Below are 15,159 nucleotides of genomic sequence, written 5' to 3' on the forward strand. Positions count from 1 at the left end.
GGATATTCGCTTTACTAAAATGGAACAATGCTGTTCCATTGAGGGGTGACGACGACAGCGCCTCCCACCGCAACCGCTCCACCGATGACCCTGTCGAACCTGGGTGTCCTGATCGGTTATGCCCGACCGCACACACGCACCCTGTTGATGGGGCTCGTCCTCGCCCTCGGCAGTTCCGCGACGGTGATGGCGACGCCGATGGTGACCAAATCGATCCTCGACGCGCTCGGCACGGGCGCGTCGATCACGGGCCCGACCGTCGCCCTGTTGGTGCTGCTCGTCATCGGCGCCGCACTCGGCTGGGGCTACTGGATCCTGCTCGGCACCGTCGCCGAGAACATCGTCTTCGACGCGCGCACGACGCTCGTCGGACGACTGCTCGGTGCGACGGTTCCGTCGGTGCAGGCGCGGCCCACCGGCGAGCTGGTCACGCGCGTCACGGCCGACACCTTGCTGCTGAAGGAGGCCGCGTCGTCGGCGGTGATCGGCATCATCAACGCCACCTTCCTGACGGTGGGCACCGTGATCCTCATGGGGGTGCTCGACATGATGCTCCTCGGCGTCACTGTGCTCGCCATCGTCGTCGTCGGCATGCTGTTCGCAACGCTCATGCCGCGAATCGCCAAGGCGGACGCGCAAACTCAGGAATCGCTCGGCCGCCTCGGCGGAGTGCTGGAAGGCAGCCTGCGTTCGGTGCGCACCGTCAAGGCGGCACGCGCCGAGCACCGCATCGCCACGTTGATCGGCGCCGACGCCCGCAACGCGCGGACACACGCGATCGAGTCGGTGCGCGTCTCGGCCACGGCATGGACCGTCGCGTGGACCGGTGTGCAGGGCGCCATCATCGCGATCCTGGCCATCGGCGCCTGGCGCGTCGACAACGGTTCGCTGACCGTCTCGACGCTGATCGCGTTCCTGCTGTACGCGTTCACGTTGATGGGACCGATCCAAGAACTGACCACCCACATCACGGCCATGCAGTCGGGTATCGCGGCCGCCATGCGGATCCGGGAGATGGAGACGCTGCACTCCGAAGCGGACGTGGCGCACGAGCCTGCGCAGGCGACGACCGCCGAGCCCGACGCGGCCGTGCGTTTCGACGACGTCACCGTCCGCTACGCACCCGACGCACCGCACGCGTTGCGGGGATTGACGCTGCGGATTCCCGCGACGGGCCACACGGCCATCGTTGGGCCGTCCGGCGCGGGCAAGACGACGGTGTTCTCGACGATCCTGCGATTCGTCGAACCCGACACCGGGTCCATCTCAGTGGGCGGCGTGGCGTACCGGAACCTGACCATGTCGGAAGTTCGTGCGCGGATCGCCTACGTCGAGCAGGAGTCGCCGTTGGTGCCGGGCACATTGAGCGACAACCTGCGGTTCCTGCGCCACGATGCCACCCATGAGGAGGTAGCCGAGGTTCTTCGCCTTCTCCGCCTCGATTCGGTCGTCGCGGCCCAGCCGAAAGGCCTGGACACCCACGTTCGCGACACCGACCTCTCGGGCGGGCAGCGGCAACGGATCGCGATGGCACGCGCGATGCTCGGTGACGCCGACGTGCTGCTTCTCGACGAAGCGACCTCACAGATCGACACCTTGACCGAGGCATCGATTGTCGAAGCGATCGCCGTGCGGGCGCGCACCCACGCCGTCGTCACGATCGCTCACCGCTTGTCGACCGTGCGGCACGCCGATCGGATCGTGGTGATGGAAGACGGCAGCGTACGGGCGGTCGGGACGCACGAGGAATTGATGCGCGCCGACGATCTCTACGCGCGGATGGTCCGCGCCGGTGGATTCGCGTAGGCGCGCGTCCGGTGTCGGCCATGGTCGCGCCCGCGCTCCTCGGTCAGCTGGAACCGCTGGGCAACAGTCCCGCCGAGCCACTGCCGAGCTGGGCGTCTCCGGTGATCTCGACGACGAGGGTCTTGGTGGAGGAGCCCTGAGTGGCCACGATCGTGTACGTACCCTTGGCCGGCGGGCGCCAGGTGCCGCGGACAGCGCTGCGCTGCCGGTCCGGGTAGTCGAGGCGCTCGGGCGAATCGAGCTCGCTGCCGTTGATCGTCACGGTGGCGGGCAGGGCGTAGTCGGAGCCGAACATCCGGGCCATGACACTGCAGTTGGCGCCCACATAATCGCAGGCGACGGGTACTTCGCTGTTGCCCCAGGCGGAGATGGTGATGTCCTCCACCTCCGCCGAGGCAGCGGGAGCCAGGACGGCCGGGAAGATCAGTGCGCCCGCCGCGAGGGCGGTCAGTCCTGCGATTCGCATGGGTTCGGTGGTCCTTCGTCTCGGTGTGGTCAGCCCCGGAGCTCGACCGGGAACCGCGTGAATCGGTAGCGTTCCACAATCTGCGCGGGGCTGGTACCCCGAGAACCCAGGGCTTGACCATCGGTTCTGGCAGTGGCGTACTCCGACTGGGCGGGTCCCCGGTGATCGCCGAAGCCGCCCGTGATCAGCCGCGGAGCGAGGTTGGGCAGTGCAGTGCGAGGTCGGTTACCTCACCGGCGATCGAGCCGTCGATCGCGACTACAGTGGGGCCTGAAATGGTCGGCGGGCAGCACATGAACCTGCCGACCATCCCCATGCCCGTGCCGCACGTGTCCGCTTCTGATCGCTGAGTTCAGGTAGGTAGCCCACCAATGATGATGTACCCCATGGCCAGTCAGGTGACCACGAATCTGGCGTTGCTGCCGGGTTTTCTGGACCCGGTGAACCTGCTCAACTCTTTCGGCACCTGGATGCTCGCGGGTCTCCTCGCGGTGGTGTTCATCGAGTCGGGGCTGCTGTTCCCCTTGTTGCCCGGCGACTCGCTGCTGTTCACCGCGGGCTTGATCGCGGCGTCGAAGTCCACCGAGATCGCTCCGTTCGCGCCGATCGGGGTCTTGTTGGTGCTGGTCCCGATCGCCGCGATCCTCGGTGACCAGGTCGGGTACGTGATCGGTGCGCGCGGCGGCACCGCGTTGTTCAAGAGCGACGACGCTCGGTTCTTCAAGAAGCGCTACATCGACGAGTCGCATGCCTTCTTCGTCAAGCACGGGCCGATCACCATCGTGCTGGCCCGGTTCGTGCCGATCGTGCGGACCTTCGCACCGGTCGTCGCGGGTGCGTCCGGCATGCGGTACCGGACTTTCGCGATGTACAACATCATCGGCGGCGTGCTGTGGGGCGCCGGCGTCACCTACCTGGGTTTTCTCCTCGGCCAGATCAAGATGGTCCGTGACAACATCGATCTCATCTTCCTGCTCATCGTCGCTGTCTCGGTCCTGCCGATTGTCATCGAGGTCGCCAAACGCGTACTCGGCAGCAGGCGAGCCGACCGCGCGTCCGATCCTGCGGTGGACAGTGCCGATGCCAACGAAAGTGTCCACTCCACAGAGTCGCGGTAAGCCACTCGTCGGTGGACAGGCAGGCGCCGGGGCGGCGAGCACCCGCTTCCACCGCGTGGCGGCGGCGCTTGCCTGTGTGAGCGGAACTCGATCGGCGCGGAAAACCTGACAGGACCTGTCAGGGGGGCGGTGTCATCCTGTCTTCCATGGCGACATGGCAGCAGTTCGCGAGCGAGGCGCCCGAGTTGGCCGCCCGCGTGAGGTCCCGGTTCGACGCGTACAAGACCCATGTGCTGGCCACACTGCGCCGCGACGGCGCCCCGCGCGTGAGCGCCTCGGAGGTGGAGTTCATCGGACCCGACCTGATGTTCGGTTCTATGCCCAACGCTATGAAGGCAGCCGACCTGCGGCGCGACGGGCGGTGCGCCATCCACTCCCATCCCGGCGACGGCGACGGCGACGGCGACGCCAAGGTCATGGGCGTCGCAGTCGAGATCACCGGACCGGCACAGGCAGCCTTCGGATCGCCCCCGGGTGTCCACGACTTCCGGCTCGACCTCACCGGCGCGGTTCTCACCTACGTCGACGCGGCCACAGAGCTGCTAGTCATTCAGCACTGGCATCCCGGCACCGGTGTAAAGGTCACCCGGAGGCGCTGAGCGGCCGGCTCGGCACTTCAGCATTCGACGAGGTTCACCGCCACGTTGACGGCGAGGCCGCCGGTGGAGGTTTCCTTGTACTTGGAGCTCATGTCGACGCCGGTGGACCGCATTGTCTCGATCACCTCGTCCAGGCTGACGCGGTGGGTGCCGTCGCCGCGCAGTGCCATCCGGGCGGCGTTGATCGCCTTGCCCGCCGAGATGGCGTTGCGTTCGATGCAGGGGATCTGCACCAGACCCCCGATGGGATCACACGTCAGGCCGAGACTGTGCTCCATCGCGATCTCGGCCGCGTTCTCCACCTGTTCAGCGCTACCGCCGAGGATTTCGGCGAGTCCGGCGGCGGCCATGGACGCGGCGGATCCCACCTCACCCTGGCAGCCCACCTCGGCGCCGGAGATCGAGGCTCGTTCCTTGTACAGGGAACCGATGGCTCCCGCCGTCAGGAGGAACCGCACCGCCGTGCCGTCCGGATCGGACTTTCCGGTGGGGGTGTAGTGCAGCGCGTAGTGCAGCACCGCCGGAATGATGCCGGCGGCGCCGTTGGTGGGAGCGGTGACGATCCTGCCGCCGGAGGCGTTCTCCTCGTTGACGGCCAGAGCCACCAGGTTCACCCAGTCCTCGGCGAAGCCGGGATCGCGGTCGGGATCTTCGAGGTTCAGCCGCTCGTACCAGTCGCGGGCGCGCCGGCGCACCCGCAGTGCGCCGGGCAGGTAGCCCTCCCGGCTGATCCCACGTTGCCTGCACTCGACCATCACGTCTCGAATGTGGAGCAGTCGTGCCCGGATCTCCGGCTCGGGCCGCAGGGTGCGTTCGTGTTCGAGCATGATCTCGCCGATGGTGAGCCCGTAGCGCTCGGAGAGGTCGAGTAGTTCACGAGCGGACCCGAACGACAACGCGTTCTCGACGACTCCGACGGGCACCTTCGGTTCGGCGCCGGTGACGACGAACCCGCCGCCGATCGAGTAATAGGTCTCGGTACGCAGTTCACGACCGTCTACACCGATGGCGGTGAGAGCCATGCCGTTGGGGTGGAAGTCCAGCGCCGTCAACGGATGCAGCACCATCTCGTCCTCGGCGAGCGGAATATCCGTCGTCCCGGCCAGGCGAATCCGCCGACTCACCCGCATCTCGGTCAGCCGCGTCTCCATCTCCTCGGTGGCGATGGTCTCGGGTCGGTACCCCTCGAGTCCGAGGAGGATCGCCGCCATCGTGCCGTGGCCCGCGCCGGTGGCCGCGAGCGATCCGTACAGATCGACTCGGACACCGGCGACGTCCTCGAGCAGGCCGACGGCGGCGAGGTCGTCGACGAACAGTCCCGCCGCCCGCATCGGCCCGACAGTATGCGAGCTCGAGGGCCCGATACCGATCGAGAACAGGTCGAACACACTGATGGCCATGGGATTACAGGCCGGGGTAGAGCGGGTACTTGTCCGCCAGCGCCCGGACCTGGGCGGCCAACCCGGACGGGTCCGCGTCGGGTGGCGCGACGAGGGCCTGGGCGATCAGGTCGGCGACCGCGGCGAAGTCGTCCGGGCCGAAACCACGTGCCGCGAGTGCCGGAGTGCCGATGCGCAGGCCGGAGGTCACCATCGGCGGCCGCGGATCGAACGGAACGGCGTTGCGGTTGACGGTGATGCCGATCGCGTCGAGCCGGTTCTCGGCCTGCTGACCGTCGATTCCGGCATCGCGCAGGTCGACGAGGACGAGGTGCACATCCGTGCCGCCGGTGAGGACGCTGATTCCGGCCCCCTTGACGTCGGGGCGGCTGAGCCGCTCGGCGAGCACCTTCGCCCCGGCGAGACAGCGTTCCTGGCGATCGGCGAACTCCGGTTCGGCGGCCATCTTGAAAGCGGTTGCCTTACCGGCGATCACGTGTTCGAGCGGTCCACCCTGCTGGCCGGGGAAAACGGCGGAGTTGATCTTCTTCGCGATGGCCGCGTCGTTGGTCAGAATGATTCCGCCACGGGGTCCGCCGAGGGTCTTGTGCGTCGTCGACGTCACGACATGCGCGTGCGGTACGGGCGAGGGGTGCAATCCGGTGGCGACCAGGCCGGCGAAGTGGGCCATGTCGACCATCAGATAGGCGCCGACCTCGTCGGCGATCCGCCGGAATTCGGCGAAGTCCAACTGGCGCGGGTACGCCGACCAGCCGGCGATGATCAGCTGCGGCCGATGCTCGCGGGCCGCCGCGGCCACCTTGTCCATGTCGATGAGGTGGTCGTGCTCGGACACCCCGTAGGCCGCCACGTTGTAGAGCTTGCCCGAGAAGTTCAGGCGCATGCCGTGGGTGAGGTGGCCGCCGTCGGCGAGGGCCAGCCCGAGGATCGTGTCACCCGGCTTGATCAGCGCGTGCATCACCGCCGCGTTCGCGGTGGCACCGGAATGCGGTTGCACGTTGGCGTATTCGGCGGCGAACAGCGCCTTGACGCGATCGATGGCGAGCTGCTCGATGGAGTCGACATGCTCGCACCCGCCGTAGTAGCGCCGCCCGGGGTACCCCTCGGCGTACTTGTTGGTCAGCACCGAACCCTGCGCCTGCATCACCGCGAGCGGCGCGTGATTCTCCGAGGCGATCATCTCGAGGCCGACGCGCTGACGCTCGAGTTCCTTGCCGATCAGTGCGGCGACCTCCGGATCGAAGTCCGCGAGGTCGCGGTCCAGAATGCTCATGCCTGCGCTCCGGTCTTCTCGGCGTATTCGGCCGCGGTGAGCAGATCCCCGACAGCGGAGGGCTGGACCGCGAACAGCCAGCCCTCGCCGTAGGGGTCGGACGTGACCAAGCCAGGGTCCTCGACGGCGGCGGTGTTGATCAGCGTGACCCGGCCGCTCACCGGCGGGTACAACTCGGAGACGGTTTTCGTGGATTCGACCTCGCCGCAGGGTTCGCCGACGACGATGGTCGCGCCGACCTCCGGCAGATCGATGAAAACGAGCTCGCCGAGCGAGTCGACGGCGAGTGAGGTGATGCCGACGCGGACGGGCTCGTCGGGCAGCGTGGCGCCCGGCGCGATCGAGACCCACTCGTGGTCGTCGGTGTAGCTGCGGTCGTCGGGGAAAGTCGCTGAAGACATGGTGGTACCTCTTCCAAGGCTGGCGTGAGCGGGGATGTTCAGGAGCGGCGGTAGAACGGCGAAGGGGTGACCACGAACGGTTCCTTCTTGCCACGGATATCGACCGTCAGTTCGGTGCCGGGTTCGCGGAAGGCCACGTCCACGAATGCCAGTGCGACCGGATGCCCGAGCGTCGGCGACAGCGCGCCCGACGTGACGATGCCGATCGGCGAGTCCCCGGCCGCGTCGAACAGCGTGTAATCGGCGCGAGCGGCCCGGCGGCCGGTGCCGGCGATGCCGACGAGCACCCGCTGCGGGGCTCGATCCGACAATGTCTGCAGCGCGTCGCGGCCGACGAAATCCTTGTTCAGCCGGACCACCCTGCCGAGCCCGGCCTCGTACGGGTTCGTGGCCAGGGTCAGTTCGTGGCCGTACAGCGCCATTCCGGCCTCGAGCCGCAGCGTGTCGCGGCAGGCGAGGCCCGCGGGGACACCGCCTCGGGCCACAGTGGCGTCGAGCAGGGCGCGCCACAACCGCACGGACTGGTCGTTGGGCACATACAGCTCGAAGCCGTCCTCTCCGGTATATCCGGTGCGGGCGAGGAGAACGTCGATGCCGGCGACCGCCGCGGGTGTGACCGCGTAATACCTCAACTCCGCCACCTTCTCCTGCTGAAGGGGAGCGAGGGACTGCACGATGTCCTGGGCGGCGGGTCCCTGGATCGCGATCAGCGCGGTTTCCGAGGATCGGTCGTGAACTGTGGCGGAGAATCCCTCGACGCGTGCCGCCAGTTCACGGGACACCGCCGCGGTGTTCGCGGCGTTGGCGACTACGAGGAAGTGCTCGTCGGCGAGCCGGTAGACGACGAGGTCGTCGACGACTCCGCCATCGGTGTTGCAGAGCAGCGAGTACTTGGCCCGGCCCACACCGATCTTCGAGAGTTCGCCGACCAGGGCGTAATCCAGCATCGCGCCCGACTCGGGTCCGCTCACCTCGATCTCACCCATGTGCGAGAGGTCGAACAGTCCGGCGGTTGTGCGGACCGCGTGGTGTTCGGCGAGTTCGCTGTCGTATTTCAGTGGCATCTGGTAGCCGGCGAAGTCGGTGAACTGTGCGCCGAGCGTGCGGTGTTCGCCGAGCAGAGGGGATGCGGGCGTCGTGGTGATGGTCATGCGAAGGCCTCCGCGGGCGTCTCGGCGATGGCTGGAGTGTTGTTGTCGGTGGTGTTGTCGAAGGCCTCGGGGGCGGGGCACGAGCAGACGAGGTTACGGTCGCCGTGGACGCCGTCGATGCGGCGCACCGGAGGCCAGTACTTGGCACCGCGCAGCGACGCGACGGGGTAGGCGGCGAGGTGTCGCGGGTAGGGCAGATCCCAGTCGTCCGCGGTGACCTGTTCCGCGGTGTGCGGGGCCTGACGGAGCGGGCTGCGCTCGAGCGGCCAGACGCCCGCGCCGACCAGATCGATCTCGCGGCGGATCGAGATCATCGCCTCGACGAAGCGGTCGAGCTCGGCCAGATCCTCGGATTCGGTCGGCTCCACCATCAGCGTGCCGTTGACGGGGAAAGACAGGGTGGGTGCGTGAAAACCGTAGTCGATCAATCGCTTTGCCACGTCCTCGGCGGTCACGCCGGTCGCCGTCGTGATCGGGCGCAGGTCGAGGATGCACTCGTGCGCCACCAAACCGGCGGGCCCGGTGTACAGGACGGGGAAGTGCGCGTCGAGCGCCTTCGCGACGTAGTTGGCCGCGAGCACCGCAGCCCTGGTGGCCTCCGTCAATCCCTGCGGGCCCATCAGTGCGATGTAGGCCCAGGTGATCGGCAGGATTCCGGCGGACCCGTAGTTCGCAGCCGACACCGGGGCGCCGAGCTGGTCGCCGCCGAGCGGGTTACCTGGCAGGTATGGCGCCAGGTGTTCGCGCACCGCGACCGGACCCACACCCGGACCGCCGCCGCCGTGCGGGATGCAGAAGGTCTTGTGCAGGTTCAGGTGTGACACGTCGCCCCCGAACTTCCCTGGCTGGGCCAGTCCGACGAGAGCGTTGAGGTTGGCGCCGTCGACGTACACCTGGCCGCCTGCCTCGTGCACGAGATCGCACACCGTCCGCACGTCGTTCTCGTACACCCCGTGCGTGGAGGGGTAGGTGAGCATGATCGCGGCGAGCGCGCCCCGATGGGCGGCGATCTTGGCGCGTAGATCGTCGAGGTCGATGTTGCCGTTGTCCGCCGTCGCGACCACCACCACCCGCATGCCTGCCAGCACCGCGGACGCCGCGTTGGTGCCGTGCGCGGATTGCGGGATGAGACAGATGTCGCGGCCGAGTTGCCCGAGGCTGTCGTGGTAGCCCTTGATGGCCAGCAGACCGGCGAGCTCGCCCTGGGATCCGGCGTTGGGCTGCAGCGAGACTCGGTCGTAGCCGGTGATCTCGCTCAGCCACCGCTCGAGCTCGTCGACGAGCTGCAGGTAGCCGCCGGTCTGCTCGACCGGGGCGAACGGGTGGATCGACGCGAACCCGGGCCAGCTGATCGGCTCCATCTCGACCGCCGAGTTGAGCTTCATCGTGCACGATCCCAGCGGGATCATGGTGCGGTCGAGAGCGAGGTCCTTGTCCGACAGCGACCGCAGGAAGCGCAGCATCGCTGTCTCGGAGCGGTGCTCGTGGAACACGTTGTGCCGCAAATAGTCCGACGTTCGCAGCAGAGACCGCGGCAATCCCGAGACCGTGCTTGCCTGGACTCCGGCGTCGAACGCGGACAGGACACGGCCCACGATCTCGTCGGTGGTGCACTCGTCGCAGGCGATCGCGACGTGGTCCGCGTCGACCTGCCTCAGGTTGATGCCGTCGCGGTCGGCGCGATCCACGATCTCGCGCGCCCCGGCCGCAACGCGTACCAGCACGGTGTCGAAGAAGCTGTCGTGGACTACCGAGTGCCCGGCCGCGCGCAGACCGCCCGCGATCGCGGTCGCGTGTCCGTGCACCCGAGTCGCTATGGCGCGCAAACCTTCCGGGCCGTGATAGGCGGCGTACATCGCGGCGACGTTGGCGAGCAGTGCCTGCGCCGTGCAGATGTTGCTGGTCGCCTTGTCGCGCCGGATGTGCTGTTCGCGGGTCTGCAGCGCGAGTCGGTAGGCGGGCTTGCCGTCGATGTCGACAGACACCCCGACGAGCCGACCGGGAAGCATCCGCTCGAGTCCGCTGCGCACCGCCATGTAGCCGGCGTGCGGCCCACCGAAGAAGAGCGGCACACCGAAACGCTGGGCGGACCCCACCGCGATGTCGGCCCCCTGCTCCCCGGGCGGGGTCAGCAGCGTCAACGACAGCAGGTCGGCCGCGACCGTCGTGAGCGCACCGCGCTCCTTGGCGGCCGCGATGAGTGGGGCCAGCTCGCGCACCGCCCCGCTCGCGCCGGGAGCCTGGAACACGACACCGAACAGGTCATCGTCGGGGAGTCCGTCGGAGAAGTCGGTGACCACGACGTCGATGCCCACCGCCTTCGCTCGACCCAGGACGACGGCCAGCGTCTGCGGCAGGCAGTCGGAGTCGACGACGACCCGGTTGGTGCGGGCTTTCGTCTTGTTCGCGCGCCGCATCAGCAGGACCGCCTCCATCACCGCGGTGGCCTCGTCCAGCAGCGATGCGCCGGCCAAGGGCAGGGCGGTCAGGTCCTCGATGACGGTCTGAAACGTCAGCAGCGCCTCCAGCCGGCCCTGGGAGATCTCCGGCTGATAGGGGGTGTACGCCGTGTACCAGGCAGGCGATTCGAGCATGTTGCGGCGCAGGACCGCGGGGGTGATGGTGTCGGAGTAGCCGAGGCCGATCATCTGCACGCGGGTCTCGTTGCGCTCCGAGAGAGCCCGAAGGTCGGCGAGCACCTGCTGCTCGCTCCGCGCCACGGGCAGATCCAGGGGCTGTGAACTGCGAATCCGGTCGGGGACCGCGGCGTCGATGAGCTGATCGAGCGTGTCGTACCCGAGCGCGCTGAGCATGCGCTGGGTGGCCGCAGCGTCTGGACCGATATGGCGTGACGGAAAATCGCTGGTGAAAGGCACGCCAGACAGCGTGAGAGGGGACTGCGCGGACATGAGGAGACTCCGGTTTCGTAGAGTCCGGCACGCGCCGGACATCGACAAAGGGGACCTCCCCGCTCTGTCCTGAAACCTGAGAGTTTGGGCGTACCGCGTGCGCGGCGCGCTCTTCACCTTCGGTAAGTACCGACCGTGCGGCCGATTCTTTCTCCAGAGTTGCCTCTGCGCTGCGGTACTGGGGCCTGAGAGATTCCTGGGGAGGGCTTGCTCCTACGGCGCCTCCGAAAAGGAGGTTCTCCCGCTGCGCGTCAACGGCGTCTTCAGTTGTGGTTGGCCAAACAGTACACACGCGCCGCCGGTTTGTCTCCCGTAGCCCACACGGCCGATGAGCGGGCTGCCGTACAGCCTTGTCCCGCAGCGAATTACGTTCGTGCTGCCGAATCCGCGCGAAAGGCAGGCAGGGCTGGGACGAGGGTGTCGGCGTAGTCGCGAATGCGCTGTGGTGGGAAGGCTTCTGGGTCGGCGAGCACGAGGCGACCTGCTTCCCGGAACAGCGCGTACAGGGTGCGGGCGGTGAGTTCGACATCGAGGGTGGGCAGTCGGTCCGGTGGGCAGGATTCCCGGACGAACGTGGTGAGTGCGGCGATGAAGGCCTGCCTTCCGCGGTCGAATCGGTCGCGGAAGGCGGGGGTGCTGGCGTCGGCGATGAGGAAGACGGCTCGCCAGCGGTCGGGCGCGGCCAGTACAGCGGTGAGGAAGTGTTCGAGGCTTTCCGATATCGCCGCGGCCGGATCACCTGTGCCGGCGACAGGCACTGCCCGCGCCATCTGTGCCAGTGCCGCGGTCTCCTCTCGGTCGAGTGAGGCGCGCAGCAGTTGGTCGGAATCGGTGAACAGGCCGTAGATGACCGGGCGGCTGACGTCGGCCGCCCGCGCCACGGTGTCGATGGACACCTTGTGGACACCGTGGTCGACGATGACACGCAAGACGGCGTCGAGCAGCTGTTCGCGCCGCTGCTCCGGCGCCATTCGCGGTGCGTAAGCGCGGTTTCGTCGTTCGGCCATGGTCGCTGACCACCTCTCCGTATCGCAGGACTGCTTGACATCGGGCAGCGCCTCGGCAAATAATACGCATACTGTAGCTACATTTACTGTAGCTTTTGCCCCCATCGGTTCCAAGAGGGCGACCGCCATCGCGGGCCGGTGGCAACTGGGCGCGAGCGGGATCGCGCGAAGGGTCGGTCATGGTCGTGCAGATCGATCACCCCGGACGCGCCGCGGTCGGACCGCTGCGTCGCCGCCCCGTGCACCCCGCGCGCTGGTCGGACCGTTGCTGCGCGCTGTCTACCGAAAGCTCACGTGAGCGATCACCGACAGTGCTGGTATCGGCATCGACGTCGTCGCCGGGGGCATGTGCAAGTCGCCGATCGCCCATAACGACTGCGGTGCTCTTGCGCATTTCCCTGCGGGGAACAGCGCTCGGCATGCGAATATCGACTGTGGTCGATATTCCGTAGGTGACTGGCCGATATGGTCTTTCAGTATGAAATTCGCCGGTGTTGCCTCGAATGGCGGGAGCGCAGTGTGGGCAGTGGAAGGGGCAAACGTAGTCGCGCGGCCGTAGCGACGGTCAAGCGCCGCCGTGGATTCATCGCTGAGGTACTTCGCGCCCGGTTGTGGCCGGTGCCCCTGGTGGGAGTGGTCGCAGCGATCCTTGCCGGCATAGCCCTTCCCGCACTGGACAGTCGGCTGAACGGTCGCCTTCCCGAGTCCCTCACCGAGTACTTGTTCGGGGGCGGTGCGGATGCTGCGCGAGAAGTGCTCGGCACCATCGCGACCTCGCTCATCACGGTGACCTCTCTGACGTTTTCGCTGACACTGGTCACGATGCAGTTGGCCAGCAGCCAGTATTCACCCAGGTTGTTGCGTTCCTTTTCCTCCGACCGGTTTGTCCAGCGCACCCTGGCCTTGTTTCTCGCGACGTTCGCATACGCACTCACCGTCCTGCGCGGGGTCCGCAGTGGCGACGACGGCGGTGTCGAGTTCGTCCCACAGATCTCGGTGACAGTGGCGTATGTCCTCGCCATGGTCAGCGTGTTGGGATTGGTCGTATTTCTCGGCCACCTGGTGCGGCAGATTCGAATAGAGACAATGCTCGACCACGTCGCGTCCGAATCCATGGACAACGCCCGTCACCTTCTGGAGCCGTGCGGCGAGGACGATCAATCCATCGGCGCTCCGACAATACCTCGGCAGCGAACAGGAATTGAGGCCCGGGCGTCGGGATATCTCGTCGAAGTCGACGAAGAGGTACTGCTAGCTGCCGCGATCGAAGCGGACGCGGTGTTGTTCGTGCGCTGCCGTACCGGTGATCCAGTCGTTGCCCGCACCGTCGTGGCGTACTGTTGGCCCGCGGGGACCGGTACCTTCACTGCAGAATCCGTCGAACGTCTCGACGACGAGGTTTCTCGAGCGTTGAGCTACGGTGCAGAACGCACGGCTACGCAAGATATCGGATACGGGTTGCAGCAGTTGACCGACGTAATCATCCGCGCGTTGTCTCCGAGTATCAATGACCCCTCGACCGCGAGCCATGGTATCCACTCGGCGACCGTGGTTTTGTGTGACCTCCTGCGATACCAGCTGGGGCCGAAGACTTTTTACGACGACAGCGGCACCGCTCGCCTGTATTCGGCCTATCCAGATTTCCAGGATTTGCTCGACCTCGTCTGCACGCAACCCAAACGATACGGTGCTCATGATCCAACGATCCTTGCCAGCTTGATAACGATGCTGAGTGAGCTTTTGTCTGTTGCGCGCGACCCGGTGATTCGGCGAGCGATCGGTGACCAACTCGCCCGCATCGAGAGGATCGGTCAGGCCCAAGATTTCGACTCGACCGAACGCGACCATCTGAGGCAGCTGGCACAGGCGGCGCAGCGGCAACTGTGAGGTTACCGGACGTTTGCCGCCTCCCGCTCCCGCCGGGCTCAGGCTCGGTCGCGGTGCGCGACATGCTCGCGTTCAGCCGACAACCGTTGCGTAGGTCAGCGGTCGAACTGGGCGCGTTTGTAGTCGCCGTAAGGTTCGTCGCGTTCACGGACCGCTTCCCGGAAACCGACAGTGGCGGCACGCAATTGGAAGGCATAGCCCTCCCTGGTGTGGCGCGAGATACCGTCGAAAACGGTGCTGATCATGCCGGAGTTGGCCACGCCCTGGGCCAGCAATGCCGAGTTGAGCGCCAGCTTGGCCATCATCAGCTGGTTGACCGGCATCCGGGCGATCCGCTCGACCAGCGCCTCGGTGCGTTCGTCGAGTTCCTCGGCCGGGCAGGACTCCACCGCCAGTCCCCATTCGGCGGCCTGCTTGCCGCTGATGCTGTCGCCGGTGAACAACAGCCGTTTGGCGCGCGCGTCGCCGAGACGGTGTGCCCACATTCCGGCGGCCGGGATGCCCCAGGTGCGGGTAGGCGGATAGCCGATCTTGGTGTCGTCGGCGCAGATGATCTGATCGCTGAACAGCGCGATGTCGGTGCCGCCCGCGACAGCGAAGCCGTGCAGCTTCGCCACCGTCGGCTTGTTCGCGTGCAACAGGCTGGAAAAGCCCTTGTTGCAGCGGCTCATCATCGCGTAGTCGATCATCGGGTCCCACGTGCCCCACGGGTTGTGGTTGGCCGCGTTCACCACCGGGTCCAACATGGTGCCGGTGACGTCGTCGGGACCGTCGCCGGTGGCGAACCCCGTCTCCGCGAACATGCCCAGGTCGTAACCGCCGCAGAACCCTTTGCCCCGCCCGCTGACCAGGATCACGTGTACTCGCGGGTCCAGGTCGGCTCGCTCGACGGCGTGGGTGAGGTCGCGCGGCGTCTGCGGGGTGATCGAGTTGCCCTTGTCCGGGCGATTGAACGTGATCCGCGCGATTCGACCATCCCGTTCGTAGGTCAGGGTCGAGTACTCGTGCTCGGAGTCGGGTGCGGGGCGGTCCTGCCACGGCGAGTCCGCGACCTCGGTCCAGTTCTCGTACCAGTCGGCGGGGCGGGTGCCTGCGTGTGAGTGCTCGTCGGACACGGTATTTCCCTTCGATTCGTCCCAGAT

The 15,159-nt window shown here is 67.0% G+C and carries 12 protein-coding genes and 1 riboswitch; of the genes, 4 read left to right on the top strand and 8 right to left on the bottom strand.

What is annotated here, in order from left to right:
• Positions 1-84 precede the first annotated feature (84 nt).
• Complete coding sequence (locus ACFWUR_RS23300; RefSeq protein WP_378909551.1) at positions 85-1,806, top strand: ABC transporter ATP-binding protein; 1,722 nt, start codon at positions 85-87, stop codon at positions 1,804-1,806.
• A 43-nt stretch (positions 1,807-1,849) separates the two neighbouring features.
• Here ACFWUR_RS23300 and ACFWUR_RS23305 read toward each other — a convergent pair whose 3' ends face one another.
• Positions 1,850-2,272: a hypothetical protein gene (locus ACFWUR_RS23305; RefSeq protein ID WP_378909552.1), complete on the bottom strand. Its 423-nt coding sequence runs from the start codon at positions 2,270-2,272 to the stop codon at positions 1,850-1,852.
• A 386-nt stretch (positions 2,273-2,658) separates the two neighbouring features.
• Here ACFWUR_RS23305 and ACFWUR_RS23310 point away from each other — a divergent pair, with 386 nt between their 5' ends.
• Together ACFWUR_RS23310 and ACFWUR_RS23315 are read left to right on the top strand one after the other, a co-directional pair.
• Entirely contained in the window at positions 2,659-3,390 is a 732-nt protein-coding gene (locus tag ACFWUR_RS23310; protein ID WP_378909554.1) for a VTT domain-containing protein, read from the top strand.
• Positions 3,391-3,536: 146 nt separating this feature from the next.
• Positions 3,537-3,989, top strand: a complete 453-nt coding sequence (locus ACFWUR_RS23315; protein ID WP_378909555.1) for a pyridoxamine 5'-phosphate oxidase family protein — start codon at positions 3,537-3,539, stop codon at positions 3,987-3,989.
• Positions 3,990-4,006: 17 nt separating this feature from the next.
• Here the strand turns inward: ACFWUR_RS23315 and ACFWUR_RS23320 are convergent, their stop codons facing one another.
• The 6 genes from ACFWUR_RS23320 to ACFWUR_RS23345 all read right to left on the bottom strand — a co-directional run bounded on the left by ACFWUR_RS23320 (position 4,007) and on the right by ACFWUR_RS23345 (position 12,130).
• Positions 4,007-5,389: an L-serine ammonia-lyase gene (locus tag ACFWUR_RS23320; RefSeq protein WP_378909557.1), complete on the bottom strand. Its 1,383-nt coding sequence runs from the start codon at positions 5,387-5,389 to the stop codon at positions 4,007-4,009.
• 4 nt (positions 5,390-5,393) lie between these two features.
• On the bottom strand, positions 5,394-6,662 hold the full coding sequence (gene glyA / locus ACFWUR_RS23325; RefSeq protein ID WP_378909558.1) for a serine hydroxymethyltransferase: 1,269 nt from the start codon (positions 6,660-6,662) through the stop codon (positions 5,394-5,396).
• Entirely contained in the window at positions 6,659-7,063 is a 405-nt protein-coding gene (gene gcvH / locus ACFWUR_RS23330) for a glycine cleavage system protein GcvH (RefSeq protein WP_378909560.1), read from the bottom strand. The genes glyA and gcvH overlap by 4 nt, the downstream gene beginning before the upstream one ends.
• Positions 7,064-7,101: 38 nt before the next feature.
• Positions 7,102-8,214 carry a glycine cleavage system aminomethyltransferase GcvT gene (gene gcvT / locus ACFWUR_RS23335; protein ID WP_378909561.1) on the bottom strand — a complete coding sequence of 371 codons (1,113 nt, stop codon included), beginning with the start codon at positions 8,212-8,214 and terminating at the stop codon, positions 7,102-7,104.
• Complete coding sequence (gcvP, locus tag ACFWUR_RS23340) at positions 8,211-11,123, bottom strand: aminomethyl-transferring glycine dehydrogenase (protein ID WP_378909562.1); 2,913 nt, start codon at positions 11,121-11,123, stop codon at positions 8,211-8,213. The genes gcvT and gcvP overlap by 4 nt, the downstream gene beginning before the upstream one ends.
• Before the next feature lie 163 nt (positions 11,124-11,286).
• Positions 11,287-11,377: riboswitch (glycine riboswitch) on the bottom strand.
• A 111-nt stretch (positions 11,378-11,488) separates the two neighbouring features.
• Positions 11,489-12,130, bottom strand: a complete 642-nt coding sequence (locus tag ACFWUR_RS23345) for a TetR/AcrR family transcriptional regulator (protein ID WP_378909563.1) — start codon at positions 12,128-12,130, stop codon at positions 11,489-11,491.
• A 465-nt stretch (positions 12,131-12,595) separates the two neighbouring features.
• On the opposite strand from ACFWUR_RS23345, the gene ACFWUR_RS23350 reads away from it, so the two are divergent.
• Complete coding sequence (locus ACFWUR_RS23350) at positions 12,596-14,017, top strand: DUF2254 domain-containing protein (protein WP_378909565.1); 1,422 nt, start codon at positions 12,596-12,598, stop codon at positions 14,015-14,017.
• 95 nt (positions 14,018-14,112) lie between these two features.
• On the opposite strand, the gene ACFWUR_RS23355 is transcribed toward ACFWUR_RS23350, so the two are convergent.
• Complete coding sequence (locus ACFWUR_RS23355; RefSeq protein WP_378909566.1) at positions 14,113-15,132, bottom strand: crotonase/enoyl-CoA hydratase family protein; 1,020 nt, start codon at positions 15,130-15,132, stop codon at positions 14,113-14,115.
• Positions 15,133-15,159 lie beyond the last annotated feature (27 nt).

It is taken from the genome of Nocardia sp. NPDC058633, from assembly GCF_042717045.1.
Classification (GTDB): Bacteria; Actinomycetota; Actinomycetes; order Mycobacteriales; family Mycobacteriaceae; genus Nocardia.